This window comes from Algoriphagus lutimaris (assembly GCF_017051705.1).
Taxonomy (GTDB): Bacteria; Bacteroidota; Bacteroidia; order Cytophagales; family Cyclobacteriaceae; genus Algoriphagus; species Algoriphagus lutimaris.
In genome coordinates this window covers 987,280-1,012,390 of sequence record NZ_JAFIDJ010000001.1, presented here as the reverse complement: position 1 = coordinate 1,012,390, position 25,111 = coordinate 987,280, and the positions used below count along the sequence as shown (strand labels likewise).

At 37.8% G+C, this 25,111-nt stretch carries 24 protein-coding genes and 1 riboswitch; of the genes, 23 read left to right on the top strand and 1 reads right to left on the bottom strand.

The window, feature by feature from the left end; genetic code table 11:
* Positions 1 to 223: 223 nt before the first annotated feature.
* The 13 genes from JYB62_RS04170 (at position 224) to JYB62_RS04110 (ending at position 15,190) form a co-directional block, all read left to right on the top strand.
* Entirely contained in the window at positions 224 to 1,477 is a 1,254-nt protein-coding gene (locus JYB62_RS04170) for an aminotransferase class V-fold PLP-dependent enzyme (RefSeq protein ID WP_205644166.1), read from the top strand.
* A gap of 373 nt (positions 1,478 to 1,850) precedes the next feature.
* A complete protein-coding gene (locus JYB62_RS04165) occupies positions 1,851 to 2,531 on the top strand; it encodes a GNAT family N-acetyltransferase (RefSeq protein ID WP_205644165.1) in 681 nt (226 codons plus the stop codon).
* A gap of 35 nt (positions 2,532 to 2,566) precedes the next feature.
* Positions 2,567 to 3,760: an argininosuccinate synthase gene (locus JYB62_RS04160; protein ID WP_205644164.1), complete on the top strand. Its 1,194-nt coding sequence runs from the start codon at positions 2,567 to 2,569 to the stop codon at positions 3,758 to 3,760.
* A complete protein-coding gene (argC, locus tag JYB62_RS04155; protein ID WP_205644163.1) occupies positions 3,753 to 4,721 on the top strand; it encodes an N-acetyl-gamma-glutamyl-phosphate reductase in 969 nt (322 codons plus the stop codon). The genes JYB62_RS04160 and argC overlap by 8 nt, the downstream gene beginning before the upstream one ends.
* 47 nt (positions 4,722 to 4,768) lie before the next feature.
* Complete coding sequence (locus JYB62_RS04150) at positions 4,769 to 5,917, top strand: aspartate aminotransferase family protein (protein ID WP_205644162.1); 1,149 nt, start codon at positions 4,769 to 4,771, stop codon at positions 5,915 to 5,917.
* The gene (locus JYB62_RS04145; RefSeq protein ID WP_207758590.1) at positions 5,918 to 6,880 is read left to right on the top strand and encodes a Rossmann-fold NAD(P)-binding domain-containing protein; all 963 of its coding nucleotides are present in this window, start codon (positions 5,918 to 5,920) and stop codon (positions 6,878 to 6,880) included. It abuts the gene before it with no gap.
* 28 nt (positions 6,881 to 6,908) lie between these two features.
* Positions 6,909 to 7,709 carry an acetylglutamate kinase gene (gene argB, locus JYB62_RS04140; RefSeq protein ID WP_205644161.1) on the top strand — a complete coding sequence of 267 codons (801 nt, stop codon included), beginning with the start codon at positions 6,909 to 6,911 and terminating at the stop codon, positions 7,707 to 7,709.
* Positions 7,710 to 7,724: 15 nt separating this feature from the next.
* A complete protein-coding gene (locus JYB62_RS04135; RefSeq protein WP_205644160.1) occupies positions 7,725 to 8,807 on the top strand; it encodes a M20 family metallo-hydrolase in 1,083 nt (360 codons plus the stop codon).
* Positions 8,808 to 8,815: 8 nt separating this feature from the next.
* On the top strand, positions 8,816 to 10,150 hold the full coding sequence (argH, locus tag JYB62_RS04130) for an argininosuccinate lyase (protein WP_205644159.1): 1,335 nt from the start codon (positions 8,816 to 8,818) through the stop codon (positions 10,148 to 10,150).
* 108 nt (positions 10,151 to 10,258) lie between these two features.
* Positions 10,259 to 11,794, top strand: coding sequence for a SulP family inorganic anion transporter (locus JYB62_RS04125; RefSeq protein ID WP_205644158.1), 1,536 nt, complete (start codon positions 10,259 to 10,261; stop codon positions 11,792 to 11,794).
* Entirely contained in the window at positions 11,791 to 12,444 is a 654-nt protein-coding gene (locus JYB62_RS04120; protein ID WP_205644157.1) for a carbonic anhydrase, read from the top strand. The genes JYB62_RS04125 and JYB62_RS04120 overlap by 4 nt, the downstream gene beginning before the upstream one ends.
* Positions 12,445 to 12,532: 88 nt before the next feature.
* Positions 12,533 to 12,641, top strand: a riboswitch (SAM riboswitch).
* 188 nt (positions 12,642 to 12,829) lie between these two features.
* Positions 12,830 to 14,131, top strand: coding sequence for an O-acetylhomoserine aminocarboxypropyltransferase/cysteine synthase family protein (locus tag JYB62_RS04115; RefSeq protein WP_205644156.1), 1,302 nt, complete (start codon positions 12,830 to 12,832; stop codon positions 14,129 to 14,131).
* Positions 14,132 to 14,137: 6 nt separating this feature from the next.
* Positions 14,138 to 15,190 (top strand): homoserine O-acetyltransferase family protein, encoded by a 1,053-nt coding sequence (locus JYB62_RS04110; protein ID WP_205644155.1) that lies wholly within the window; start codon positions 14,138 to 14,140, stop codon positions 15,188 to 15,190.
* An 18-nt stretch (positions 15,191 to 15,208) separates the two neighbouring features.
* Here the strand turns inward: JYB62_RS04110 and JYB62_RS04105 are convergent, their stop codons facing one another.
* Positions 15,209 to 15,655, bottom strand: a complete 447-nt coding sequence (locus JYB62_RS04105; protein WP_205644154.1) for a DUF2147 domain-containing protein — start codon at positions 15,653 to 15,655, stop codon at positions 15,209 to 15,211.
* Positions 15,656 to 15,736: 81 nt separating this feature from the next.
* Between JYB62_RS04105 and pdeM the strand changes: the two genes are divergently transcribed.
* The 10 genes from pdeM (at position 15,737) to JYB62_RS04055 (ending at position 25,021) form a co-directional block, all read left to right on the top strand.
* Entirely contained in the window at positions 15,737 to 16,387 is a 651-nt protein-coding gene (gene pdeM, locus JYB62_RS04100) for a ligase-associated DNA damage response endonuclease PdeM (RefSeq protein WP_317194626.1), read from the top strand.
* Positions 16,388 to 16,442: 55 nt separating this feature from the next.
* Positions 16,443 to 17,333, top strand: coding sequence for a cell division protein FtsX (locus tag JYB62_RS04095; protein WP_205644152.1), 891 nt, complete (start codon positions 16,443 to 16,445; stop codon positions 17,331 to 17,333).
* A 1-nt stretch (position 17,334) separates the two neighbouring features.
* The gene (locus JYB62_RS04090; protein WP_205644151.1) at positions 17,335 to 17,544 is read left to right on the top strand and encodes a DUF3098 domain-containing protein; all 210 of its coding nucleotides are present in this window, start codon (positions 17,335 to 17,337) and stop codon (positions 17,542 to 17,544) included.
* A 2-nt stretch (positions 17,545 to 17,546) separates the two neighbouring features.
* A complete protein-coding gene (locus JYB62_RS04085; RefSeq protein ID WP_205644150.1) occupies positions 17,547 to 18,341 on the top strand; it encodes an undecaprenyl-diphosphate phosphatase in 795 nt (264 codons plus the stop codon).
* A 1-nt stretch (position 18,342) separates the two neighbouring features.
* Positions 18,343 to 19,023, top strand: a complete 681-nt coding sequence (gene truB / locus JYB62_RS04080; RefSeq protein ID WP_205644149.1) for a tRNA pseudouridine(55) synthase TruB — start codon at positions 18,343 to 18,345, stop codon at positions 19,021 to 19,023.
* Positions 19,024 to 19,038: 15 nt separating this feature from the next.
* Positions 19,039 to 19,962, top strand: a complete 924-nt coding sequence (locus JYB62_RS04075) for a bifunctional riboflavin kinase/FAD synthetase (RefSeq protein WP_205644148.1) — start codon at positions 19,039 to 19,041, stop codon at positions 19,960 to 19,962.
* 10 nt (positions 19,963 to 19,972) lie between these two features.
* Positions 19,973 to 20,668 carry a CoA transferase subunit A gene (locus JYB62_RS04070; RefSeq protein ID WP_205644147.1) on the top strand — a complete coding sequence of 232 codons (696 nt, stop codon included), beginning with the start codon at positions 19,973 to 19,975 and terminating at the stop codon, positions 20,666 to 20,668.
* A gap of 11 nt (positions 20,669 to 20,679) precedes the next feature.
* On the top strand, positions 20,680 to 21,336 hold the full coding sequence (locus tag JYB62_RS04065) for a 3-oxoacid CoA-transferase subunit B (protein WP_205644146.1): 657 nt from the start codon (positions 20,680 to 20,682) through the stop codon (positions 21,334 to 21,336).
* 63 nt (positions 21,337 to 21,399) lie between these two features.
* Complete coding sequence (gene gldC / locus JYB62_RS04060; RefSeq protein WP_205644145.1) at positions 21,400 to 21,741, top strand: gliding motility protein GldC; 342 nt, start codon at positions 21,400 to 21,402, stop codon at positions 21,739 to 21,741.
* A 313-nt stretch (positions 21,742 to 22,054) separates the two neighbouring features.
* Positions 22,055 to 25,021, top strand: coding sequence for a TonB-dependent receptor (locus tag JYB62_RS04055; protein ID WP_205644144.1), 2,967 nt, complete (start codon positions 22,055 to 22,057; stop codon positions 25,019 to 25,021).
* Positions 25,022 to 25,111: the final 90 nt, after the last annotated feature.

The following is a 25,111-nucleotide window of genomic DNA, read 5'->3' as shown; positions in this document are numbered from 1 at the left end:
ATTTTAATTTACTTAGGTACAAATAGATTTTTAAACAAAAGAGTTCACGGAACATATTGAAAACCAAAGAATGCCCTTCCTGTGCAATGGAAGTAGATGTAAATGCGAAAGTTTGTCCGATTTGTCAATTTGAATTTCCTCAAAAATCCCCTTGGATCATGTGGATGGCAATTTTCCTTTTAATCGTATGGATTGTATCTTACATTCTCTAAGAAACCACCTCATGAATAAAAGATCCTTTATTAAATCCCTTGCCCTATTAGGCTTTAGTTCAAGTTCCCTTTTTAATTCAAAAGCAAAAGCTAAAAGCATTTATGAGCTAGATTTTAATGCGCCTGATATTTGGGATCAGATTCGTGCTGCATATAAGTTAAAGCCTGATTATATCAATTTAGAAAATGGATATTATTGTTTCTTACCAGAGGAAACACTGGAAAAGTATATTCAGCATTTGAGGGATGTAAATTACCACGCCTCTAGCTATATGAGAACTGTTCAATGGGATAATAAAGCTAAGTCTGCTGCCAAAGTTGCGGAGTTAATTGGAGCGGATCCTGCAGAGGTGGTATTGACTCGGAATACAACAGAATCAATTGATTTGATTATTTCTGGATATCCCTGGAAAAAAGGAGATGAAGCCATTGTATCCAATCAGGATTATGGCAGTTTACTAAATATGTTTGAGCTGGCCGAAAGAAGGTACGGCATTAAAGTAAAGCGTATCGATATTCCGATGCATCCTGAGAATGATGAAGAAATAGTAGATGTTTACGAACAGGCAATCACTCCCAAAACAAAATTGATGATGGTGCCTCATATCGTCAATATTACTGGTCATATTCTTCCTGTTCGAAAAATTGCTGATATGGCTCATAGCTATGGAGTTGAAATTATGTTGGATGGTGCGCATGCGGTAGGACATTTTGATTTCAATATTTCAGAATTGAATTGTGATTATTATGGATCAAGTCTTCATAAATGGCTAAGTGTTCCGTTAGGTTGTGGGATGCTTTATGTTAAAAAAGGGAAAAGTCAGCAGATAAGACCTTTGCTTGCACCATACGAATTGGATCAAGAGACCCTCTTGAATTTAAATCATACGGGTACCCATGCAGTTTCTACCGATTTGGCAGTTCTTGATGCCATAGATTTTCACAACAAGATGGGCAGTAAGCGAAAAGAAGAGCGCTTAAGGTATATTCAAAAATATTGGTCAGATCAGGTTAGGGATTTGCCAGGTGTAAATGTCAATACTCCAAAGGAACCTCAAAGGTCTTGTGGTATCGGGAATGTGGGCATAGATGCGGTGGAACCTGTAGATATGGCTAAGATTTTAATGGAAAAATATAAGATTTATACAGTTGGTATTAATGGTTCAGGTGTACGTGGATGTAGAATATCCCCTAATGTGTACACTTCTGAAAATGACATGGATCAGTTTGTAAGAGCTATTAAAGAAATGTCAGGAAATGCATGACAAAATTTTATTTGGTTAAAACTCCCAAGCAGGAATTATTGGTGGATATGATTGATATGGCAAAACTTTTGCAATGAACCTTAAAAAAATTAAAGAATTACTTGCAATTAGTTTTCAAAGAGTTCAAATTTGCTCCCCGAATCGAATGAACACCTTTTCACACATAACGCCAGCTTTTATCTATGCACTTCCTGTAGCAATAGTGAAGCCTGTTATGTTATTTTTCACTCCTTTGAGGAGGTATAGGTTCTTTTTTAGGGTTTAACCCTTTTTGTTATACTTCGTTTTCCTACGTGGAGAACATATTCGCCTAATTCTTCCTGTTCTACTAAATTCCCCGAAACTTTTCGGGATACCCTTCATGCATTCAAACATGGAAAATATATCATTTAAAATCATTATGGCTGAGCCATACCACAAAAAATACGCAACCATCATCACTGATGAGATGGAAAATTCTGCGAAAGCTCGTGGTACAGGTATAGCCAAAAGAAGCCCTGCATACATCGAAACAAAAATGGATGAAGGTAAAGCGGTCATTGCTTTAACTCAGGATGGAACATGGGCAGGATTCTGCTATATTGAGGCTTGGGGTCATGGAAAATACGTTGCCAATTCAGGTCTTATTGTGGCTCCTGAATTTAGGAAATATGGACTTGCCAGAATGATCAAGCAAGAAATTTTTAAATTAAGTAGAAAGAAATATCCTGACTCCAAGATTTTCGGATTGACTACAGGTGCAGCTGTTATGAAAATCAATTCAGGTTTGGGCTATATTCCGGTTTCCTATGCCGATTTGACGGATGACAATGAATTTTGGAAAGGATGTCAAAGCTGCATCAATTATGAGATTTTGATGAGTAAAAATCGTCAAAATTGTCTTTGTACCGCCATGCTGTATGATCCAGAAGCAAAAAAGAACCACGTGGAAGAAATCGCTCTAAGAAAGGATTTCAAAAAAGAGATTAAGTTGTTTGACCGATGGGTCAGATTAAAAAAATATGTGATGTTGAAAATCAATAAGTCCAAAGCTTCTGTATTCAGCATCTTTTAATAAAATTACCAGACCAATTGCCTAATTAAAAACTGATGAAAAAAATTGTTTTAGCCTATAGTGGTGGATTAGACACCACTTTTTGTGCCCTTCACTTATCCAAAGAGTTGGGGTATGAAGTTCATGCCGTATTAGTTAATACTGGCGGATTTTCAACTGAGGAATTGAAAACTATTGAAGAAAGGGCTGGAAGTCTGGGAATCGCTTCTTTTAAGGTGTTGGATGTGGTAGAAACCTATTATCAGGAAGTCATTAAGTATTTAATTTTTGGAAATGTTTTAAAAAATCAAACTTATCCCCTATCTGTATCTGCTGAAAGAATCCTCCAGGCAAAATCTCTTGCAGAATATGCCAAATCAATCGGTGCTAAATCTGTAGCTCATGGATCCACTGGCGCTGGAAATGATCAAGTTCGATTTGATATGATCTTTCAAACCATTGTTCCGGATATTGAAATTATTACACCAATTCGTGACCTTAAATTAAGTAGACAGGAGGAGATTGATTATCTGAAAAAGCATGGAGTTTCTATGAATTTTGAAAAAGCAGCATATTCTATCAATAAAGGTATTTGGGGGACATCCGTGGGAGGTAAAGAAACCTTGACTTCTTCAGATTATTTACCTGAATCTGCTTGGCCAACACAAGTGACCGAAACGGAAGCCAAAGAAATTACCATCACCTTTGAAAAAGGCGAGTTAGTAGGCGTAAATGGAAAGACCTATGAGCATGCAACAGATGCCATTCTTGAGGTTCAGGCATTAGCAGCTCCTTATGGAATCGGAAGAGATATTCACGTAGGTGATACAATTATCGGCATTAAAGGGCGTGTGGGATTTGAAGCAGCAGCTCCTTTGGTCATCATCAAAGGACATCAATTGTTAGAAAAGCACACGCTTACCAAGTGGCAAATGTTCTGGAAAAACCAACAGGCTGAATTTTATGGTAATCACCTTCATGAAGGCCATTACTTGGATCCAGTAATGAGAAATTTGGAGGCCTTCCTGCAAAGCACACAGGAATTTGTTTCAGGCACAGTTAGAGTACTACTTCAACCTTACCGATTTACGTTATTAGGAATTATTTCTGATCATGATTTGATGTCCAATAAATTTGGAAGCTATGGGGAGATGAATAAAGGATACACTGCTGAGGATGTCAAAGGATTCACCAGAATATTGGGGAATCAAACTGCCATCTTCCACAAGGTAAACGGAGAAAATGAATAAGATAAAAACAGCTATTATAGGCGCTGCGGGATATACTGGAGGTGAATTGCTACGTATCCTTGTAAATCATCCAGTGTGCGAATTGGTATATGTGCACAGTAATAGCCAAAAAGGAAAAAAAGTTACGCAGGTTCATCCTGATTTAATCGGGGATTGTGATCTGGTATTCACGGATGAAGTAGATACAAACGGAATTCAAGCAATATTTCTGGGACTTCCTCATGGTCAGACCAAATCATTCTTAGAGGAATACCCTTTTTCTGAAGAAACGGTGATCATTGATTTATCAACTGATTTCAGAGATGAGTCCAATGGCTTTATATACGGTCTTCCTGAGGTCAATTCAGCTAAAATCAAAGAGGCTAAAAAAATCGCAAATCCAGGTTGTTTTGCAACAGGTATCCAATTGGCATTGGCTCCTGCGATTGCTGCGGGCTGGGCTACTGGTAAGGTTCATATATCTGGAATCACAGGTAGTACTGGTGCTGGAAAAAAATTGGCAGAGACTTCTCATTTCAGCTATAGATCTTCCAATATGTCGGTGTATAAGTTATTTACACACCAGCATTTAAAAGAAATAAGGCAAACATTTAGTCAACTGAATTCTGGTTTTGATGCAAAATTGCTTTTTGTTCCATACCGAGGGAATTTTCCGAGGGGGATTTGGGTAACTACCTATTTATCTTTTGAAGGAACTGAAGAAGAAGCTAGAAAAGTGTACCAGGATTTTTATAAAGACGCTGTGTTTACTTATGTTTCCGATCAAGATATTGATATGAAACAAGCAGTAAATACCAATAAGTGCATCATCTATGTTCAAAAAGAGGCGGGTCAATTAGTGGTTTATTCGGCAATAGACAACTTGTTGAAAGGGGCTTCTGGTCAAGCAGTACAAAATTTCAATTTGGCCTTTGGATTAGATGAAAAAACAGGTTTAAACCTGAAAAGTATCGCTTTTTAGAAAATGGACTTCGGTCCTACTCATTTATTTCTTTACTACTGTTCAAAATGAATTTATTTGATGTATATCCTTTGATCCCGGTCACTCCGGTCAAGGCTCTAGGCGCAAAGCTTTGGGATGATCAAGGTCAGGAATATTTAGACTTGTATGGAGGTCACGCAGTAATTTCCATCGGTCATACTCATCCATACTATGTGAAAAGAATAGAAGATCAATTGAATAAAATTGCCTTCTATTCCAATTCTGTTCAAATCCCTATTCAAAAAGAATACGCTGAAAAATTAGGAAACCTTTCCGGGTATCCAGAATACAATTTATTCCTATGTAATTCCGGTGCTGAAGCAAATGAAAACGCCATTAAATTGGCCTCTTTTGAAACTGGAAAATCAGGATTTATCGCATTTTCAGGTGGATTCCATGGTAGAACCTCTGCAGCAGTTGCATTAACAGACAATCCTAAAATCATTGCGCCTTGCAATGCCAGAGAGGATTTTCAAATTCTTCCTTGGGGAGATTTGCAAGCGGTGGAATTAAGGGTAAAAGAAGGCAATATCGCAGGGATAATCATTGAAGGGATTCAAGGTGTTGGAGGTATTCAAGTTCCTTCCCCAGAGTTTTTGACTGGATTAGCCCATATTGCGAAGGATTTTGGCGTCAAACTGATTTTGGATGAAGTACAATCAGGTTTTGGTAGAACAGGAAAGTTCTTTGCCCATCAATGGGTAAAAGACATCAAGCCAGATATCATTAGTATGGCCAAAGGCATGGGAAATGGTTTTCCAATAGGAGGAATCCTAATATCCCCTGAATTTAGGGCAAGTTATGGATTACTTGGTACAACCTTCGGTGGGAATCATTTGGCATGTGCCGCCGGATTAGGAGTGGTCGAAGTGTTGGAGCAAGAAGACTTGATCCAAAGATCTGCTGACTTAGGTGTGCAGCTTAAAGAATCACTACAGGATATCCCTGGAATTGTAGAAGTTCGTGGTCAAGGTTTGATGATCGGTATTGATTTGGATAGAGATGCAGCCTCAGTGAGATCCGAATTAGTCAAGAAATACCACATGTTCACAGGAAGTGCAGCCACAAAAAATACCATTAGATTACTTCCGCCTTTAAATATCGAATGGAATCAGCTAAATTCGTTTATAACAGCATTAAAGGAAGTTCTCGCTCAATCCCCTATTCTTAAGTAAATGGACTCTAGTTCACCCCTCATTCAACAGTTTAGAAAATTTGAATCAAAGGAAATTGGTCAGCAATTAATTGACCAAGCACTATTCTATAAAGCCGATCCAAGGATTCATATCCAAAAAGGAATGGGTAAAAGGATTGGTTGTATTTTTCTTAATCCTTCCCTTCGTACCAGAGTATCTACGCAATTGGCTGCTTCTAATTTAGGAGTGGAACCTATTGTATTGAATATGGATAAAGAAGGATGGGCATTGGAAATGAAAGAAGGAGCCGTCATGAATAAAGGAACAGTGGAGCACATCAAAGATGCCGCAGGAGTACTGGGGACTTTCTTTGATATTTTGGCTATCAGAGCTTTCCCTTCCTTGACCAATAAAGAGGAAGATATGAGTGATTTCGTGTTTAGCCAGTTTGTTAAGTACTCTGGAGTTCCCGTGATCAGCTTAGAATCTGCCATTCGCCACCCATTACAAAGCCTTGCAGATCAAATTACCATTCAGGAGCATTCCAAAGAAATCAAGAAACCAAAAGTCGTGCTTACATGGGCTCCACATATCAAAGCGATTCCCCATGCTGTGGCAAATAGTTTTGCAGAATGGACTCTGGGAATGGACCATGATTTAACCATCACCCATCCACAAGGCTACGAGTTGGATGAAAAATTCACAAAAGGAGCAACTATAGAATATAATCAAAGAAAAGCATTGGAAGGTGCTGATTTTGTGTATGTTAAAAATTGGTCAGGCTTTAATGATTATGGCAAAATAATAACAACAGACCATTCTTGGATGTTAACAGAAAAGCATCTTAAGTATGCGCCTAATGCAAAAGTGATGCATTGTCTCCCTGTAAGAAGAAATGTAGAATTGTCAGATGAAATTTTGGATGGACCAAGATCTCTTGTCCAAAAACAAGCTGAAAATAGAATATACGCTGCTCAATCTGTGATCAGCCATTTGATTTAAGCCTAATTGCCCATAAAAGCCTCGACCTATGAAAATCAGTATTATTAAAATCGGTGGTAATGTCATCGACTTTCCTGAAAAATTGGATGAATTTCTGGCCCTTTTTTCAAAATTCCCTGGGCATAAAATTCTGGTACACGGAGGTGGTGTAATGGCATCCCGATTTGGAGAATCCCTTGGAGTGATGCCCGAGATGGTAGATGGTAGAAGAATCACCGATAAGGATACTTTGGACGTAGTTACCATGGTTTATGCGGGTTTGATTAATAAGCAAATTGTAGCCAAACTTCAGGCCTTAAAAGTCAATGGGATTGGAATGACTGGCGCGGATGGTAATTTGATTCGATCCATCAAAAGACCTGTCAAAGAAATTGATTATGGGTTTGTTGGAGATATCAAAGAAGTGAATACGAAGCTCATTGATCATTTATTACAAGGAGGACTTCTTCCAGTGGTAAATGCAATTACGCATGATCAAAAAGGTCAGCTTCTCAATACCAATGCAGATAGTATTGCCTCTGCCCTAGCTACCTCTTTAGCAGCCGAGCATCAAGTTAATTTGTATTTCTGCTTCAATAAAAGCGGTGTTTTAATAGATGAGAAAAATGAAAATTCAATCATTCCACTCATCAATGAAGATATTTATCAGGAACTAAAAAAAGAAAATGTAATCCATTCTGGAATGATTCCAAAGTTGGATAATGCATTTGAAGCCTTAATGAAAGGGGTCAATCATGTTTGGATTGGAAAAGCCGAAAATCTTTTATTGGCTACGAAAGGGAAGCTTTCTGGAACTACCATTGAACGCCATCGATATGATTTGTATTGATCGAAATGCTACATTGTGAAAGAGTTTAAATTACTGTATAAAGATGCTGTTCAGTTATTAAAAGAACTGATTTCCACGCAATCTTTTTCAAAAGAAGAAAATGACACAGCGGCTGTTCTTGGCCGTTTTTTTACAAATAGGTCTATTCCTTTTGAAAGATCAGGGAACAATCTTTGGGCATTTGCCAATCCATATAATCCTGAATTACCAACGATTTGGTTGAATAGCCATCACGATACAGTAAAGCCTAATGCTGGATATACATTGAATCCTTTTACTCCTGTTGAAGAGGATGGAAAACTGTATGGTTTAGGAAGTAATGATGCTGGAGGTCCTTTGGTCAGTCTTATAGCTGCTTTTTGCCATTTGTATGGAAAGGAATTACCTTTTAATCTGATCGTAATATTATCTGCTGAAGAAGAGATTTCCGGACCTAATGGGATAGGCTCTATCATCAGCAAGTTGCCGGCATGTGAACTGGCCATAGTGGGCGAACCTACCCTATTAGATATGGCTGTAGCTGAAAAAGGGTTAATGGTGATTGATGCGAAGTCCTATGGGAAAGCTGGCCATGCTGCACGAGAAGAAGGTGTTAATGCCTTGTACTTAGCTTTGGATGATTTGATCAAAATACGGGATTTTCAATTCAAAAAAGTCTCTCCATTTTTGGGTAAAACCAAAGTTTCGGCAACAGTAATTCAGGCAGGAAAGCAGCATAATGTGGTTCCTGATCTTTGTGAATTTATCTTGGATGTTCGGGTTACCGATGCTTATACTTTAGAGGAAGCATTGGAAGAGTTGTCTTCCAATTTAAATTGTGAATTGAAACCTAGATCGTTGAGGCTACAATCCTCCCATGTACCAGAAGGTCATCCCATATTGGATATAGCAAAGGAGATGGGCATTAAAACCTATGGTAGCCCTACCCTTTCCGACCAGGCTTTGATTCCTTATCCATCCGTAAAAATTGGCCCAGGCGATTCTGCTAGGTCACATACAGCAGATGAATTTATTTATTTGAATGAAATTCAAAATGGAATCTCCATGTATATCGCTATACTGGAATCCTATTCAAAATTAGTTAAGAGAGCTCTCTAAAATATACTATGAAACTTTGGCAGAAAGAAGCAGGAAATAAAAAGGAAGTAGAAAACTTTACCATTGGAAGAGATCCTGAATTTGACATAATTCTGGCTCCTTTTGATGTGTTAGGATCTATGGCGCATGCTCATATGTTAACTAAAGTAGGACTACTTACTAAAGAAGACAATGAAATCCTTCAAAAAGGATTAAAAGAAATCTATTTTGAAATTGAAAAAGGTCAATTTACGATTGCTCCTGGAGTAGAGGATGTTCATTCACAAGTGGAGTTTCTTCTTACCGAACGGTATGGAGAAGTAGGCAAAAAACTACATAGCGGAAGAAGTAGAAATGACCAGGTATTGGTGGATTTGAAACTTTACTACCGAGCGGCGATTCGCAATTTAGTTGAGGAAGCAACTACTCTTTTTGATTTATTACTTCATTTATCAGAGAAACATAAAGAAGATTTAATGCCAGGGTATACCCATACCCAATTAGCCATGCCCTCTTCCTTTGGATTATGGTTTGGATCTTTTGCAGAAAGCATTACTGAGGATATGGGATTACTTCAGGCCTCATTTGATTTAGCTAATAAGAATCCTTTGGGTTCTGCGGCAGGATACGGATCAAGCTTCCCATTAGACAGAACTTATACCACTTCATTATTAGGCTTTGCTGATCTCCATCATAATGTAATTAATGCACAAAATAGCAGGGGAAAATCGGAAAGAACTATTGCTTTTGGTCTTGCTGGCTTAGCAGGTACTTTGAATAAATTGGCAAGTGATATCTGTTTGTTTATGAACCAGCACTTTGGGTTTATTTCATTTCCAGATGAATTGACTACGGGAAGTAGTATTATGCCTCATAAGAAGAATCCAGATGTATTTGAGTTGATGCGAGCCAAAACCAATCAGATTCAAGCTGTTCCAAATGCGATCAACCTATTATTGACTAACACTACTACAGGCTATCATCGGGATTTACAATTGTTGAAAGAGGAAATTTTTCCAGCAATTGAAACGATGAAAGATTGTTTGGAAATGAGCACTTTTATGTTGAAGTCTATTAAAATAAAAAAAGGAATTCTTCAAGACCCATTTTATAAGCATGTATTTTCTGTGGAAGTAGTGAATGACTTGGTTTTGAAAGGAGTGCCATTCAGAGATGCTTATAAACAAGTAGGCTTGGATATTGAATCAGATAATTTTTCTCCGGATCAAAGTAAAATTTTTCATACCCATGAAGGTAGTATTGGAAACCTATGTTTGACCGAAATTCAAGCAAAAATGGATCGTGCTGTTGAAGGATTTAATTTTAATAAAATAGATCAATCATTTGAAGATTTGCTGAATTAATCTTCTTTATTAATTCAAAAAAGCGAAATAATATTGTATAATATTGATACTTTAGAGCAGGTTTTACGTATACCTAGAGTTGAATTTTAGACAATTGTTAATTTACTTATGCTTTTTGGAGAAAATCTTAAATATGATCTAAAATCTAGTCTAGTAGTATTTTTAGTGGCACTACCCCTTTGCTTGGGAATTGCCATTGCAAGTGGAGCTCCTCCAATGTCTGGTTTGATTGCCGGTATCGTTGGAGGAATTGTAGTGGGATCAATTTCAGGTTCTAATGTCAGTGTTAGTGGGCCTGCCGCTGGATTAACAGTTGTTGTTTTAGACTCTATTTCTTCATTAGGTACCTTCCCACTCTTTTTAGCTTGTTTGGTTTTTGCTGGTTTAATTCAACTTGGTTTAGGTTTAGCCAAAGCTGGAGTACTGGGATATTATTTTCCTCATTCCGTCATTAAAGGAATGTTGACAGCTATTGGATTAATATTGATTTTAAAACAGATTCCTCATGCTTTGGGCTACGATAAAGATACCATGGGAGATGAGGCTTTTTTACAAAGTGATGATCATAATACATTTTCAGAAATATGGTATGCATTTGAATTCAATAGCCCGGGAGCCATTGTTATTGTGTTAGTAGCTTTGGGGATATTAATTGCCTTTGAGCAACCTCAGATTAAGAACCATCAAATCCTTGGGCTGGTACCAGGTGCCCTATGGGCTGTGGTTTCAGGAATTTTGATTAATGCGAGTTATTCTTTTTGGAAGCCAGAGTGGACGTTGGATGGAGAACATTTAGTGACCATTCCTACAGTATCTGATTTCAGTGAGTTAGGAAACCTTCTTACTTTTCCGGATTTTTCCTTAATCACAGAAAGTTCCTTTTGGGTAATCGCAGTCACTTTAGCAGTGATTGGTTCTATTGAGACATTGTTGAGTGTAGATGCTGCAGATAAGATGGATCCACAAAAAAGAATAACGCCTTCCTCCAGAGAACTGGTGGCTCAAGGAATAGGAAATTCCGTGTCGGGATTAATTGGTGGACTTCCTGTAACTGCTGTTATTGTCAGAAGTACCGCAAATATCTCCAGTGGTGCTAAAACAAAAATGTCTGCTGTTTTTCATGGGATCTTACTAATGGTTTTGATATTGGCAATACCTGGAGTATTGAATAAAATCCCCTTAAGCTGTTTAGCTGCTATTCTATTTTTAGTCGGGTATAAACTTGCCAAACCTGCCATTTTTGTATCAGTTTATGAAAAAGGATGGTCTCAATTTATTCCATTCGTCGTGACAGTGTTAGCTATTCTATTTACGGATTTACTGGTTGGAATAGGGATAGGAATGGCTTTTGGACTATTCTTTGTAATTAAGACCAACTTCCAAAAATCAATCAGATTTACAGAATTAAATGGCAACTATTTAGTGCAATTACAAAAAGATGTAAGCTTTTTGAATAAAGCGCCTTTGATGAAAGAGCTTTCCAAAATCCCTAATGGATGTCAGGTTATTATCAACGCAGAGAAAGCCCGGTTTATAGATCATGACATCCAAGAGGTATTGAATGATTTTATCATTACCTCAATGGAAAAAAATATTGAAGTTACTACGGAAGGCTTCCGTTATAAATTAACTAAAACTGCATGAACCCTTACGAAAAACTATTACTACAGAATAAGGCATGGTCTGAAGAAATGACTGAAACCAACAGTGCTTACTTTGAGCGATTGGCAAAACAGCAAAAGCCTAAGTTCTTATGGATTGGATGTTCAGATAGTCGTGTTCCTGCCAATGAGATCACTGGGACTGACCCAGGAGAGATTTTTGTACATAGGAATATTGCCAATATGGTAGTTCATACTGACTTAAACTTATTGAGTGTGTTACAATATGCCGTAGAGGTATTAGAGGTAGATTATATTATCGTTTGTGGACATTATGGATGTGGTGGTGTAAGTGCAGCTCTTGGGCATAATCATCTTGGATTAATCAATAAGTGGCTTCGGAACATCAAGGAGGTTTATAAAACTTACAGTGAAGAATTGGACGCTATTGAAGATGAGGAAAGTAAGATCAATAAGCTTGTGGAATACAATGTTATTGAACAATGCCAAGACCTCATCAAAACATCGATTATCCAAAAAGCTTGGAAAACAAGAAATGCTCCACACATTTTTGGTTGGGTGTATGGATTAGAAAATGGAAAGGTATCTGAATTGATAAAAATTGAGCCTGATTTTGAAAATATTCATCCTATTTTTAGATACGACCCGAATCAATTAGATAAGATTATTTAGAAATATTTAGTCTTTAAAAACAGATTTTGTTTTGAAAATCAAATTAAGGGCTATTTATTTGCAGCATCCTTCACTTTTTAAGTGCTAGGATTTATAAAGAAGAGGCGAGAGACAGGCTCATAGACCCTCTGGCAACCTGGAAAGTCCAAGGTGCCAATTCCTGCCATTTGAGAAGGTCTCAAATGGAACTATAAATTCTTTGCGACATGAACGTTGGATTTAATCTCTTCCCTTTATCGGTTCTAGTTTTAATTAATTTCCGTTTTTGGAAAAAGAACATCCTTTGGATTCAAAGGCAGGTTTTGTCGCATCCCCTATTTTGTATAAATCTTTTATTATTTAAGGGTACCCACTACCCTATCTTTTCATTAAATCCCTAATAACAATGTCAAACTTAAAATTTGAAACCCTTCAATTACATGCTGGTCACCAGCCTGATTCTGCTACCAATGCAAGGGCTGTCCCTATTTATCAAACCACTTCCTATGTGTTTAATAGTGCTGAGCATGGCGCTAACCTATTTGGGCTAAAAGAATTTGGAAACATCTATACCAGGATCATGAATCCTACTACAGAGGTGTTTGAAAACAGGATGGCAGCCCTAGAAGGTGGAGTGGCAGCTGTGGCTACTGCTTCAGGTCAAGCAGCGCAGTTTTTGGCTTTAAACAATATCATGAGTGCGGGAGACAATTTTGTTTCTACTTCATTTTTATATGGAGGTACTTACAATCAGTTTAAGGTCGCTTTTAAAAGAATAGGCATAGATGCAAGATTTGCCAAAGGAAATGATGCTGCTTCTTTTGAATCTCTGATTGATGAGAAAACTAAAGCCATTTACTTGGAAACCATTGGAAATCCAGAATTCAATATTCCTGATTTCGATTCCATTTCTGCTTTGGCAAAAAATCATGATATTCCTTTGGTAGTAGATAATACATTTGGTGCAGGTGGTTATTTATTCCAACCCATAAAGCATGGGGCGAATATTGTCACTTCCTCCGCAACCAAGTGGATTGGAGGACATGGTACCTCTATTGGGGGGATTATCATTGATGCGGGAAATTACAATTGGGGGAATGGAAAATACCCACAGTTTTCTGAACCTTCAGAAGGATATCATGGATTAAACTTCTGGGAAGTATTTGGAGAAAATAACCCACTGGGCCTTCCTAACATAGCATTTGCAATCCGCGCAAGAGTAGAAGGACTTCGGGATTTTGGACCAGCAATTTCTCCTTTCAACTCATTCTTACTGCTTCAGGGAATTGAAACTCTTTCTTTAAGAGTTCAAAGGACTGTAGACAATGCCCTGGCTTTGGCTACCTGGCTAGAAGCTCATCCAAAAGTTCAAAAGGTTAACTACCCTGGTCTTTCTTCTTCTCCTTATCATGCTTTAGCTAAAAAATACCTAAGAAATGGTTTTGGTGGAGTTTTAAGCTTTGAAATAAAAGGAGATAAAGAAGAGGCTTCCACCTTTATCAATAGTCTTGAACTGGTATCTCACCTTGCAAATGTGGGAGATGCCAAAACCTTAATTATTCAACCTTCTGCGACCACTCATCAACAGCTATCTGATGAAGAACAATTAGCAGCAGGTGTCACCCCTACCCAATTGCGAGTTTCGGTTGGTATCGAACACATTGATGATATCAAGGCAGATTTGCAACAAGCATTTGAAAAATTATAAGTATTAATGAATTTAAAAAGTCAATTCGCAACGATTACCATGTCCCAGGAATTGTTTCATTCAAGTACCCCTTTAGAACTAGAGTCAGGTGAAATCCTTACAGAGTTTGATTTAAGTTATACAACCTATGGGGAGTTAAATGAAGATGGGTCAAATGTAATCTGGGTCATTCATGCCTTGACAGGAGATTCCAATGCAGCAGATTGGTGGAATGGATTGATTGGTGAAGACAAATTCTTTGATCCTTCCCGACATTTCATCATCTGCGCAAATTTATTAGGTTCTTGTTATGGTTCTACTAGTCCTTTAAGTGTGAATCCAGTAAATGGAAACATCTTTTATTATGATTTCCCTGAATTGACTACGCGGGATTTGGCTACAAGTCTAGAACGGTTGCGGGTACATTTGTCTATCGAAAAAATCCATACACTTATTGGAGGCTCTTTGGGTGGGCAAGTTGGCTTAGAATGGGCTTATTTATTGGGAAAAAGGCTTTTAAATGCGGTAATATTGGCATCTACTTCTAAAAGTAGTCCATGGGTTATTGGATTGAATGAGGCACAAAGAATGGCAATAGAAGCCGACCAATCTTGGGGAGAACAAAAAGAAGATGCTGGGATCAAGGGGTTGGAAGCTGCTAGAGCCGTGGCCATGTTGAGTTATAGACATCCAGATGACTTTCAGAATAAGCAATTAGATACTGAGGAAAAACTGGATGGGTTTAGGGCATCATCCTATGTAAGGTACCAAGGGAACAAGATTACGAAAAGATTTAATGCTTTATCCTACTGGATTTTAAGTAAAACCATGGATAGTCATGATCTTGGAAGGAAAAGAGGTGGTCATCAAAAAGCCCTTGGTGAAATTCAAGCAAGAATATTGGCAATTGGTGTAAATTCTGACTTACTTTTTTTGCCAGAAGAATCCAGATTTATTTCCCAACATGCGAAAAAAGGAACTTATAAGGAAATCAATTCAACGGCAGGACATGACGCATTCTTGATTGAATTTGAGCAACTTTCCTATTTCTTACATTCATTCTATCTGGAAAATAAATAAGGCGGTGATTTCACCGCCTTATTTATTTTCAACTTTGGTCCATTCTACAGTTTTTCCTAACCAAGAAAAACCCAGATAACCTTTCACTTCTAATTTTTCTTTTCCTTTAAGCTTTACTTCACAGGAATAGGTTTTACCTGAATTTGGATCATATATTTTTCCATTTTTCCATATTCCATCTTCATATTTTAAACCCTCCAATATCGTCAAGCCCATAACAGGACGACTCCTTAATTCTTTCTTTTCATTTGCATTATCTAAGATAGGGGCCCCATCTTTGTCAGGATTATCCAACCAAATGATTTTCCCAAGATATTGATCACCGTTGTTCATTATTTGAATCTGTGCTGTTTTCTCAGTGTTGTACCAAACTCCAAGAATCGGGGAATCAGATTGTGCGTAACTATTGTATGAAGAAATGATCAACACCAAAAATAAAACTGAAGCTAGTTGACACTTTTTCATAAAATTGATCAAATTGATATTCTAATATTAAATAGATTAGGCTGCTAATTGCATTACTAATAAAGACACCTCTTGAAAATAGTGATTTCACAGATAAACTTCCAGAAAACAAAACTTATTTTACTAAAAGAAAAAGCAGTTTGGGTACCTTCTTTGAACTCCATTTTCATTGCTGACTTACATTTTGGGAAAGCAAGTCATTTTAGAAAATCAGGAATTCCTATTCCAGAACCTATACACCTAGAAGATCTTGCCAACCTTCAGTTGATCATTAAAAGCTATCATCCACAACATGTATATTTTTTGGGTGATTTATTTCATAGTGATTGGAATGGGCAATGGGAAGTATTAAATCAATTTTTGGGAAGGTTTCCTCAGGTTCAATTTCACTTGGTATTAGGCAACCATGACATATTGGATTCGAGCTTCTATACCCATTCAGCTTTTAGTGTTTATAAAAGTCCAATTGAGTTAGAAGACCTGATTCTATCACATGAACCTTTAGATGTAATTGCAGAACAGAAAATAAATTTATGTGGACATATACATCCGGGCATAAGACTTGTGGGGAAAGCAAGACAGTCTATACGTCTTTCTTGCTTTTATTATAAGCCAAATCAGTTAATTCTACCCGCTTTTGGAAGATTTACAGGGTTAGCTTTGATAAAGCCTAAACCAACAGATCAGGTTTTTGGTATTACAAAAGAGAAAGTGATTCCAATCCTTTCCTGATTTTCGATTGGTTATAAGGTATAGGCTGATTATTTTTGACCAGAAAACTAAATCTATGGCAAACCAACCTAGGAAGAAAAAAATACTTGGACACTTCAAATTTGGAAGTGTTTTATTTAGTACTACCCTTTCACTTTTTATTGTTGGTCTGTTTGGAGTGATCTTGATACAGGCGAAATCACTGACCAGCATGATCCGCGAGAATATTGAGGTTCAAGTGTTTTTAGATAAGAATTTAGAGGATGAAGAAATTACCTCAATTAAAGAGAATTTAGAAAATCGCCCCTTTATACTCCAAAAGAGTGATACCACAGGGCTTCGGTTTATATCGGATGAGGAAGCAGCAGCTACGTTTATAGAAAGTACTGGAGAAGACTTTACTAAATTCCTGGAAGATAACCCATTAAGAGATAGTTTTGTCATTACAATTGCTGAGGAATTCCAAACTTCAGAACAATTAGATGCCATTGTTGCTGAACTCCAATCCATTGAGGGAATTTTTGAGGTTTCTTATATGACAGATTTGGTTGATTCTATCAATAAGAATTTATTGAAAGTCAGCTTGGTGCTCGGAGGATTCATCCTCATTTTGATTATCACAGTGATCATGCTTATCAATAATACCATTCGTTTGGCATTGTTTTCCCAACGATTTTTGATCAGATCCATGCAATTAGTGGGTGCCACCCGAGCATTTATCAGAAAACCATTTCTTGCAAGAGCATGGTTTTTTGGGATGTTGGCGGGAGCTATTGCTTCGATGATTTTATTTGGCTTAGTTAAATACACCCAGGCAAATATTGAAGGATTTGGGCTATTACACAATGAACAAATGCTGTTAATGCTCTTTGCAGTATTAGTGGGTGTAGGAGGAGTTTTATCTGCATTGAGTACCTTAAGAGCTGTAAATAAGTATTTAAACATGTCGTTAGACGAATTATATTAACATGAGCAAATCACATTTTCCTTTCTCTAAAAAAAATTATCAGCTCATGGCCATTGGCTTTGCGTTGATTGTAATCGGGTTTATCATTATTGGATTAGACAATGAACCCCATGGAAATGGTTTTCTTGGTTTGACATTAGGCCCAATCGTCACGCTCTCAGGTTTTATTTTTGAATTTTACGCCATTTTCGCTAAAACCGAGAAAAATTAACAATGGAGATTATTGATGCGATCATCCTTGGAATCATTCAAGGATTGACGGAGTTTTTACCGGTTTCGTCCAGTGGACACTTGGAACTAGGAAAAGCTATATTGGGTGAGAGTAAAATGCCTGCAGAAGGTTTGATGTTTACAATTGTAGTTCATTTTGCCACTGCACTCAGTACCATCATTGTATATAGGAGAGACATTGCAGAGATTCTTATTGGCTTGTTCAAATTCAAATGGAATGAAGAAACTCAATTTGTAGTCAAAATTCTTCTTTCAATGATACCTGCTGCCGTGGTAGGTTTGGCATTTGAAGAACAGTTGGAAACCCTTTTTGGTGGAAGTGTAGTTTTTGTAGGGTTTATGCTTGTTTTGACTGCGCTCCTACTCTATTTAGCTGATAAAGCCAAAAATACCAATCAACCTGTTACTTACTTTAAAGCATTTCAAATTGGGATTGCCCAAGCAATTGCTATTCTCCCAGGAATCTCTAGATCTGGAGCAACGATTTCAGCATCTGTTATCTTAGGAGTAGATAAATCCAAAGCTGCAAGATTCTCTTTTTTGATGGTGGTACCCTTGATTTTAGGAAAGATCGCAAAGGATATTTTGGACGGAGGTTTATCCATGGAAACTGAAGGAATAGGTTATTTGAGCGCTGGGTTTTTAGCTGCTTTTATCTCCGGAATTCTCGCATGTACTTGGATGGTTTCTTTGGTTAGAAAAAGCAAACTCAGCTATTTTGCTGTTTACTGTTTATTTGCAGGTATCATTGCAATTGTAAGTGGTTTATATTTGTAGCATGCAAGAGCAACCCTACGGAGAAGTTTTTTTGATTAATAAGCCATTGGAATGGACTTCATTTGATGTAGTCAAAAAAGTCAGAAATGCACTCAAAATCAAAAAAGTGGGACATGCTGGGACTTTGGATCCTTTAGCCACTGGTCTTTTAATCGTTTGCGCTGGTAAAATGACCAAACAGATTGAAGGTTTTATGGGGCAGGAAAAGGAGTACACGGGAACCTTTGTACTTGGTTCTACCACAGAATCCTTTGATCTTGAGAAACCTGTCATTCCTGTAGCAGATCCTGCTCATATTACTTTAGAAGAAGTGGAGTCAGCAGTCAAACAATTGTCAGGAGATATTCTTCAGATACCTCCCATGCATTCCGCAATCAAAGTAGATGGAAAACGAGTATATGAATCTGCTAGGAAAGGAATAGACGTCAAAATGGAACCCCGTTTGGTGCAGGTTCGTGAATTTGAGATTACTAGGTTTGAGGCTGGAGAAATAGATTTTCGGATTTCATGCTCAAAAGGTACCTACATCAGAAGTCTTGCACGTGATCTTGGAGAGATCTTACAAGTTGGTGCTTATATGAGTGCCTTATGTAGGACTAGAATTGGGGATTTCAAATTATCGGAAGCAAAGGAACTTCCTGCTTTGATTGAAGAAATCAAGTCTCGGCATCTAGCTGAATAATTCAACAATAAAACGATGAAAATCTACGAAGGACTAAGTGATATCCCTCATATTCCCAATCCGGTAGTAACAAGTGGGACCTTCGATGGAGTACATTTAGGACATCAAAAGATTTTAAAGCGAATCCGAGAAATCGCCCGGAATATACAGGGAGAAACCGTTTTAATTACTTTTTGGCCACATCCAAGATTGGTGCTCTATCCCGATGAACATAATTTGAGGTTGTTGAGCACCTTTGAGGAGAAGACCAAATTATTAAGATATTTTGGGATCGACCACTTAATTACCATTCCATTTACCAAGGAATTTTCCCAATTAAGCTCAAGGGAGTTTATAGATAAAGTATTGATGGAGAAAATCCATACCAAAAAGCTGGTCATAGGATATGATCATCGTTTTGGCAAAAACAGGGAAGGAAGTTTTGAGTATTTAAAAGAGCATCATCAGGAATTTGGTTTTGAACTAGAGGAAATTTCTCGTCAAGATGTGGATGAAATTGGGGTTTCTAGCACAAAAATTCGAACTGCTTTAGAAACCGGAAATGTAAAAAGAGCGACCAGTTCCCTTGGTCGTCCGTATGAATTAAATGGGATCGTTATTAAAGGGCAACAAATAGGTAGATCCATTGGCTTTCCTACAGCAAATATCCATATCCCGAATGACTATAAATTGATTCCCAAAGATGGGGTGTATGCGGTGGAAGCATTGGTGAATGGTTCCTTGTTCAAAGCGATGTTGAACATTGGAAATAGACCCACAGTAGGTGGTACCAAAAAAACCGTAGAAGCGCATTTATTTGATTTTATTGGGGATCTTTATGATAAGCAGATCACGATTTATTTGAAGGAGTTTTTACGGGAAGAGCGGAAATTTGACAATCTTGAAGAATTGAAAAATCAACTGGCCATGGATCAGAAATTGGCCAAGTCTTTACTATAAACCCAAAGTTATGATCAATAAAACAGTGAAAGACGCCAAGGCAGCAGTAGCTGATATTCCTTCCGGTGCTATGCTGATGATGGGAGGTTTTGGACTTTCCGGAATTCCAGAAAATTGTATATCTGCACTTTTGGATCTGGATATAAATAATTTAACCATTGTTTCCAATAACGCTGGAGTGGATGATTTTGGAATAGGACTCCTCCTCAAAAAGCATATGGTAAAAAAAATGATTTCCAGCTATGTAGGTGAAAATGCTGAATTTGAACGTCAATTACTTCAGGGAGAATTAGAAGTAGATCTTATTCCTCAAGGTACCTTGGCAGAGAGAGTCCGAGCAGGAGGAGCAGGAATTCCAGCTTTTTTTACACCTGCAGGAGTAGGGACGGAAGTGGCTGAAGGGAAAGAAACCAGAGAATTCGATGGCAAGGTATATCTTATGGAACGCGCACTAAAAGCTGATTTTTCCATTATCAAAGCTTGGAAGGGAGATACTGCCGGGAACCTCATTTTTAAAGGGACGGCCAGAAACTTTAATCCCATCATGGCTCCAGCGGGAAAGATCTGTATTGCTGAGGTAGAAGTGTTGGTAGGAGTAGGCGAATTAGACCCTAATGAGATTCATTGTCCTGGGATCTATGTTCAACGCATATTCCAGGGCAAGAATTATGAAAAGCGAATAGAGAAAAGAACTGTTTCCAACTAAACCCAAAATCCATGTTAAGTAAAGATCAAATAGCTCAACGGATTGCCAAAGAGGTGAAAAATGGGCAGTATATAAATTTAGGAATTGGTATTCCTACCCTAGTAGCCAATTACATTCCCGACGATATGGAAGTTGTACTCCAATCTGAAAATGGTCTGTTGGGGATCGGACCCTTTCCAAAAGAAGAAGATGTGGACCCGGATTTAATCAACGCAGGAAAGCAAACCATTAGTATGCTAAAAGGATCAGTACTGTTTGATTCAGCAGAATCCTTTGCAATGATTCGAGGGGGACATGTGCATTTGACAATTCTGGGAGCAATGGAGGTTTCTGAAAATGGAGACATTGCCAACTGGAAAATTCCCGGTAAAATGGTAAAAGGAATGGGAGGTGCTATGGATTTAGTGGCTTCTGCCGAAAATATTATTGTGGCGATGCAGCACTGTTCAAAAAGTGGAGAGTCCAAATTACTTCCTAAATGTACCCTTCCCATTACAGGAGTACACTGTGTGAAGAAAATAGTCACAGATTTAGCGGTCTTGGAAGTACATCCTGCTGGAGGATTTATTCTGAAAGAACGAGCTCCAGGGGTTAGTGTGGAAGATATCAAGTCGAAAACCTCAGGTAAATTAATAATTAATGGAGAAGTACCAGAAATGGTATTTTGAATAAATATTTAAGCAATTGAACTCTCTGGAAGATCCAAGGGTTTACCAGAAAAATTTCCAAGAATGAAAAAATCAGATATTAAATTTCAAATTGAATTAGACGAGAAAAGTCTTCCAAAAGCCATTACATGGGATGCTTCTGATAAAGAAAATGAAGGGCTGGAATCTACGAAAAGTATTAGTTTAAATATTTGGGACAACCTCAATCAAAGTACCCTACGAATTGATCTCTGGACTGAAGATATGTCCGTGGTAGAAATGAAGAGATTTTATATTGATATTCTAGGAGGTATGGGGCAAACGATTCTTAATAGTACCGGTGATGAATACATGTCCGAAGAAATTAAAGATTTGTGTGACCGGTTGGTTAGGCATGTAAATGAGGAAAATAAAAATACAAAGTAGATAGAGTTTCAAGTAAATAAATTAAAGCCCGCTTAATAAACGGGCTTTTTTTGTTGATGTAGATCAATAAAAAAAATAATATTTTTTGTTTTTTTTAACAAAATGAATTTTCGCAAATAAGATTGGTAATGATCTTCCATTTTTTTTTAAATTTTCTTTAAAAATGTGCTCAGTTTCCTCTAATGCTACTTTTTTTCTAATAATCTATTCAATTAAATAAGTATACAAATTCAATTTTTATTTGCTATTTGGGCCAAATTTCAGATGAAATTAAACCTTAATCCCCTTATTTAATTAAAACCCAATATTCTATATGAGAAATTCTACTCCAAATTTGAAGAGGGTAGTTTTAACGCTGTTCCTTTTAGTTTCCATAAGTACTTTCAGGGTTTTTGCCCAAACGATGGTTTCTGGTGTGGTAACTGATGCTGATACGCAAGAAACGTTAGTAGGAGTTAACATTCTTGTGAAAGGAAAAGTGATTGGAACTATATCTGACCTTTCTGGTAATTTTTCCCTAAGCGTAGACCAAGAGCCTCCATTTACTCTTGTATTTTCTATGGTAGGTTATAATACTCAGGAAGTAGAAGTTACGGGTGGTGTTAGTAATTTAGACATCCAAATGACAGAAACATCCATCCTTGGTCAGGAAGTAATAGTTTCTGCTTCCAGAATGGAAGAAAGTGTGTTGCAATCTCCTGTATCTGTTGAGAAAATGGATATCATTGCGATTCGAGATGCGCCGCAAGCAAGCTTTTACGATGCCATCAATAACATGAAGGGAGTGGAAATGAGTACACAGTCCCTCCTATTCAAATCTTTCAATACCCGTGGTTTTAATGCCAACGGAAATGTAAGAACCGTACAATTGATCGATGGAATGGATAACCAAGCACCTGGTTTGAATTTCTCTGTGGGGAACATTGTAGGTATTTCTGAATTGGATCTGGAAAGCGTAGAATTACTTCCAGGTGCATCATCAGCACTTTATGGTCCTAATGCGATCAATGGAATATTGTTGATGAATTCTAAAAGCCCATTCTTATACCAGGGACTTTCTGCAAACCTGAAGACTGGTATTATGGATGAAGGCAACAGATCCAATCCTACCACAGGTTTTTATAATTTCAGCGCACGTTATGCAAAAGCCATTAGTGATAAGTTTGCCTTCAAAGTGAACTTTGAATATTTGACTGCAGACGATTGGCAGGCAAATGACTTTAGAGATCAATCCTTATTAAATGGGTCTACCATTGAAACAGGGAACCCTGGAAATAATCCAGCTTACAATGGAGTCAATATATATGGAGATGAAACTAATGTAAATATGCAGTCCATTGCTCAAGCAATGGTAGCAGCCGGTGTACTTCCAGATGCTGCGTTACCTTTAATTCCAAATACATTTGTGTCCAGAACAGGCTATTTAGAGCGCGATTTAGCTGATTATGGCACCAAATCCATCAAGATGAATGCTGCACTGCATTATCGAATCAATGATAATATTGAAGCAGTGTTACAAGGAAACCTAGGCTTCGGAACTACAGTTTATACCGGAGCAGATAGATATTCCCTAAAAGACTTTACCATCGGACAATACAAAGCTGAATTAAGAGCTTCTAACTGGTATTTGAGAGCTTATACTACCCAAGAACGCTCTGGTGATGCCTTTGCAGTTGGTACGGCCGCACAAGGAATCAATGAAGCTTGGAAAGCCAGTACCCAATGGTTTCCAGAATACGTTGGTGCTTATGCTCAGGCAGTAGGTGCTGGTCTCCCTGCCGATCAAGCTCATTTGGCTGCTAGAGCTTTTGCTGATCAAGGGAGATATATTCCAGGTACTTCAGAATTCCAAAATGCATTGAGACAAGTTTCCTCGAAGCCAATTCCAGGCGACCAAAATGGTGTTGGGGCAAGATTTGTAGACAGTAGTAATCTTTACCATTTTGAAGGTTCCTACAACTTCTCTGAACAAATCAAGTTTGCCGAATTCGTAGTAGGTGCCAACTATAGAATTTACAGCTTAAACTCCAATGGAACCATTTTCGCATTGGATGAAAACGGGGATGAATTCAACATCAATGAATATGGTGGATACATTCAAGGATCCAAAAGATTCTTCAATGACCATTTCAAATTGACTGCTTCTGCCAGATACGATAAAAACGAAAATTTCGCGGGGCAATGGTCTCCAAGAATTTCGGGAGTTTATACGGTAGGAAACCATAATTTTAGAGCTTCCTATCAAACAGGTTTTCGTATCCCAACGAACCAAGATCAGTATATAGATTTAAATACTCCTCAGGCAAGATTGATTGGTGGCCTGCCCTTATTTGCGGACCGTTATAATCTCAATAACAATCCTGGGTATACCTTGGCGAACGTGACCAAGTTTGGTGCTGCGGTACAACAATCTGCCCAAGATCCAGCAATTCAATCTCAGGCTATAGAATATGTTCAAGGTCTTATAGAACAAGGAATCATCGATCCAGCCGATGCCCCTGCAGCAATAATTCAAGCAATTGGTTTATTTGCTTCTACTGCCAATATTAACCAACTCCAGCCTTATGAAATCAAAGAATTCAAACCTGAAAGAGTCAAGTCTTTTGAAGTGGGCTATAAAGGAATTTGGGGGAATAACTTATTAGTGGATGCCTATGCATATTTCAATCGATTCGAAAACTTCAATGGGTTGCAAGTGCTGGTCCAAGATAAAACAGATGCAGGCTTGGCAGGACCCAATGCTCTTACTGGATTGAACCTGATCGGAGCGATTCCTAATTCGAGAAATGTTTATGGGCTTCCAGTAAATAGGACCGAGATTATTGAGTCTTGGGGATGGGCAGCCAGTTTGGATTATAAACTGCCAAAAGGCTACACCATTGGAGGTAACGTTTCTTACAATACCCTATCTAATTTAGAGGAATTAGCGGAGACTGGCTTCCAACCAAGCTTTAACACTCCAGAGTATAGATATGTGCTTAATTTTGGAAACAGAGAGGTAGTTGACAATTTGGGATTTGCTATCACTTATAGATGGCAAGGTGAGTTTGCTTGGCAATCTTCATTTGTAAATGCTCCTGTTTCAAGCCAACAACTATCTGTGGTGCCAGCATATGGCGCTTTGGATGCTCAAGTAAGCTATAAATTGAAAAGCATCAAATCGATCCTAAAAGTAGGTGGTTCCAACTTGTTTAGTAATGGATATACGCAAGCTTGGGGAAATCCAACCATTGGAACCATGTATTTCGTGAGCTTGACATTTGATGAATTCTTGAATTAATAAAGACACAAATTAACTAAAGGAGTTGGTTCAAAATCAATATGAAGAGCCTTTTCGACTATTACTCCAAGCTCTGATTGTGAAGCGTTC

Bases quoted from the DNA above. Each gene is read 5' to 3' on its own strand.
- JYB62_RS04055 (WP_205644144.1), top strand. From the start codon at position 22,055: ATGAGAAATTCTACTCCAAATTTGAAGAGGGTAGTTTTAACGCTGTTC.
- JYB62_RS04120 (WP_205644157.1), top strand. From the start codon at position 11,791: ATGAACCCTTACGAAAAACTATTACTACAGAATAAGGCATGGTCTGAA.
- JYB62_RS04115 (WP_205644156.1), top strand. From the start codon at position 12,830: ATGTCAAACTTAAAATTTGAAACCCTTCAATTACATGCTGGTCACCAG.
- truB (WP_205644149.1), top strand. From the start codon at position 18,343: ATGCAAGAGCAACCCTACGGAGAAGTTTTTTTGATTAATAAGCCATTG.
- argH (WP_205644159.1), top strand. From the start codon at position 8,816: ATGAAACTTTGGCAGAAAGAAGCAGGAAATAAAAAGGAAGTAGAAAAC.
- argC (WP_205644163.1), top strand. From the start codon at position 3,753: ATGAATAAGATAAAAACAGCTATTATAGGCGCTGCGGGATATACTGGA.
- JYB62_RS04090 (WP_205644151.1), top strand. From the start codon at position 17,335: ATGAGCAAATCACATTTTCCTTTCTCTAAAAAAAATTATCAGCTCATG.
- JYB62_RS04150 (WP_205644162.1), top strand. From the start codon at position 4,769: ATGAATTTATTTGATGTATATCCTTTGATCCCGGTCACTCCGGTCAAG.
- gldC (WP_205644145.1), top strand. From the start codon at position 21,400: ATGAAAAAATCAGATATTAAATTTCAAATTGAATTAGACGAGAAAAGT.
- JYB62_RS04095 (WP_205644152.1), top strand. From the start codon at position 16,443: ATGGCAAACCAACCTAGGAAGAAAAAAATACTTGGACACTTCAAATTT.
- argB (WP_205644161.1), top strand. From the start codon at position 6,909: ATGAAAATCAGTATTATTAAAATCGGTGGTAATGTCATCGACTTTCCT.
- JYB62_RS04110 (WP_205644155.1), top strand. From the start codon at position 14,138: ATGAATTTAAAAAGTCAATTCGCAACGATTACCATGTCCCAGGAATTG.
- JYB62_RS04070 (WP_205644147.1), top strand. From the start codon at position 19,973: ATGATCAATAAAACAGTGAAAGACGCCAAGGCAGCAGTAGCTGATATT.
- JYB62_RS04065 (WP_205644146.1), top strand. From the start codon at position 20,680: ATGTTAAGTAAAGATCAAATAGCTCAACGGATTGCCAAAGAGGTGAAA.
- JYB62_RS04160 (WP_205644164.1), top strand. From the start codon at position 2,567: ATGAAAAAAATTGTTTTAGCCTATAGTGGTGGATTAGACACCACTTTT.
- JYB62_RS04105 (WP_205644154.1), bottom strand. From the start codon at position 15,655: ATGAAAAAGTGTCAACTAGCTTCAGTTTTATTTTTGGTGTTGATCATT.
- JYB62_RS04125 (WP_205644158.1), top strand. From the start codon at position 10,259: ATGCTTTTTGGAGAAAATCTTAAATATGATCTAAAATCTAGTCTAGTA.
- JYB62_RS04165 (WP_205644165.1), top strand. From the start codon at position 1,851: ATGGAAAATATATCATTTAAAATCATTATGGCTGAGCCATACCACAAA.
- JYB62_RS04170 (WP_205644166.1), top strand. From the start codon at position 224: ATGAATAAAAGATCCTTTATTAAATCCCTTGCCCTATTAGGCTTTAGT.
- JYB62_RS04075 (WP_205644148.1), top strand. From the start codon at position 19,039: ATGAAAATCTACGAAGGACTAAGTGATATCCCTCATATTCCCAATCCG.
- JYB62_RS04145 (WP_207758590.1), top strand. From the start codon at position 5,918: ATGGACTCTAGTTCACCCCTCATTCAACAGTTTAGAAAATTTGAATCA.
- JYB62_RS04085 (WP_205644150.1), top strand. From the start codon at position 17,547: ATGGAGATTATTGATGCGATCATCCTTGGAATCATTCAAGGATTGACG.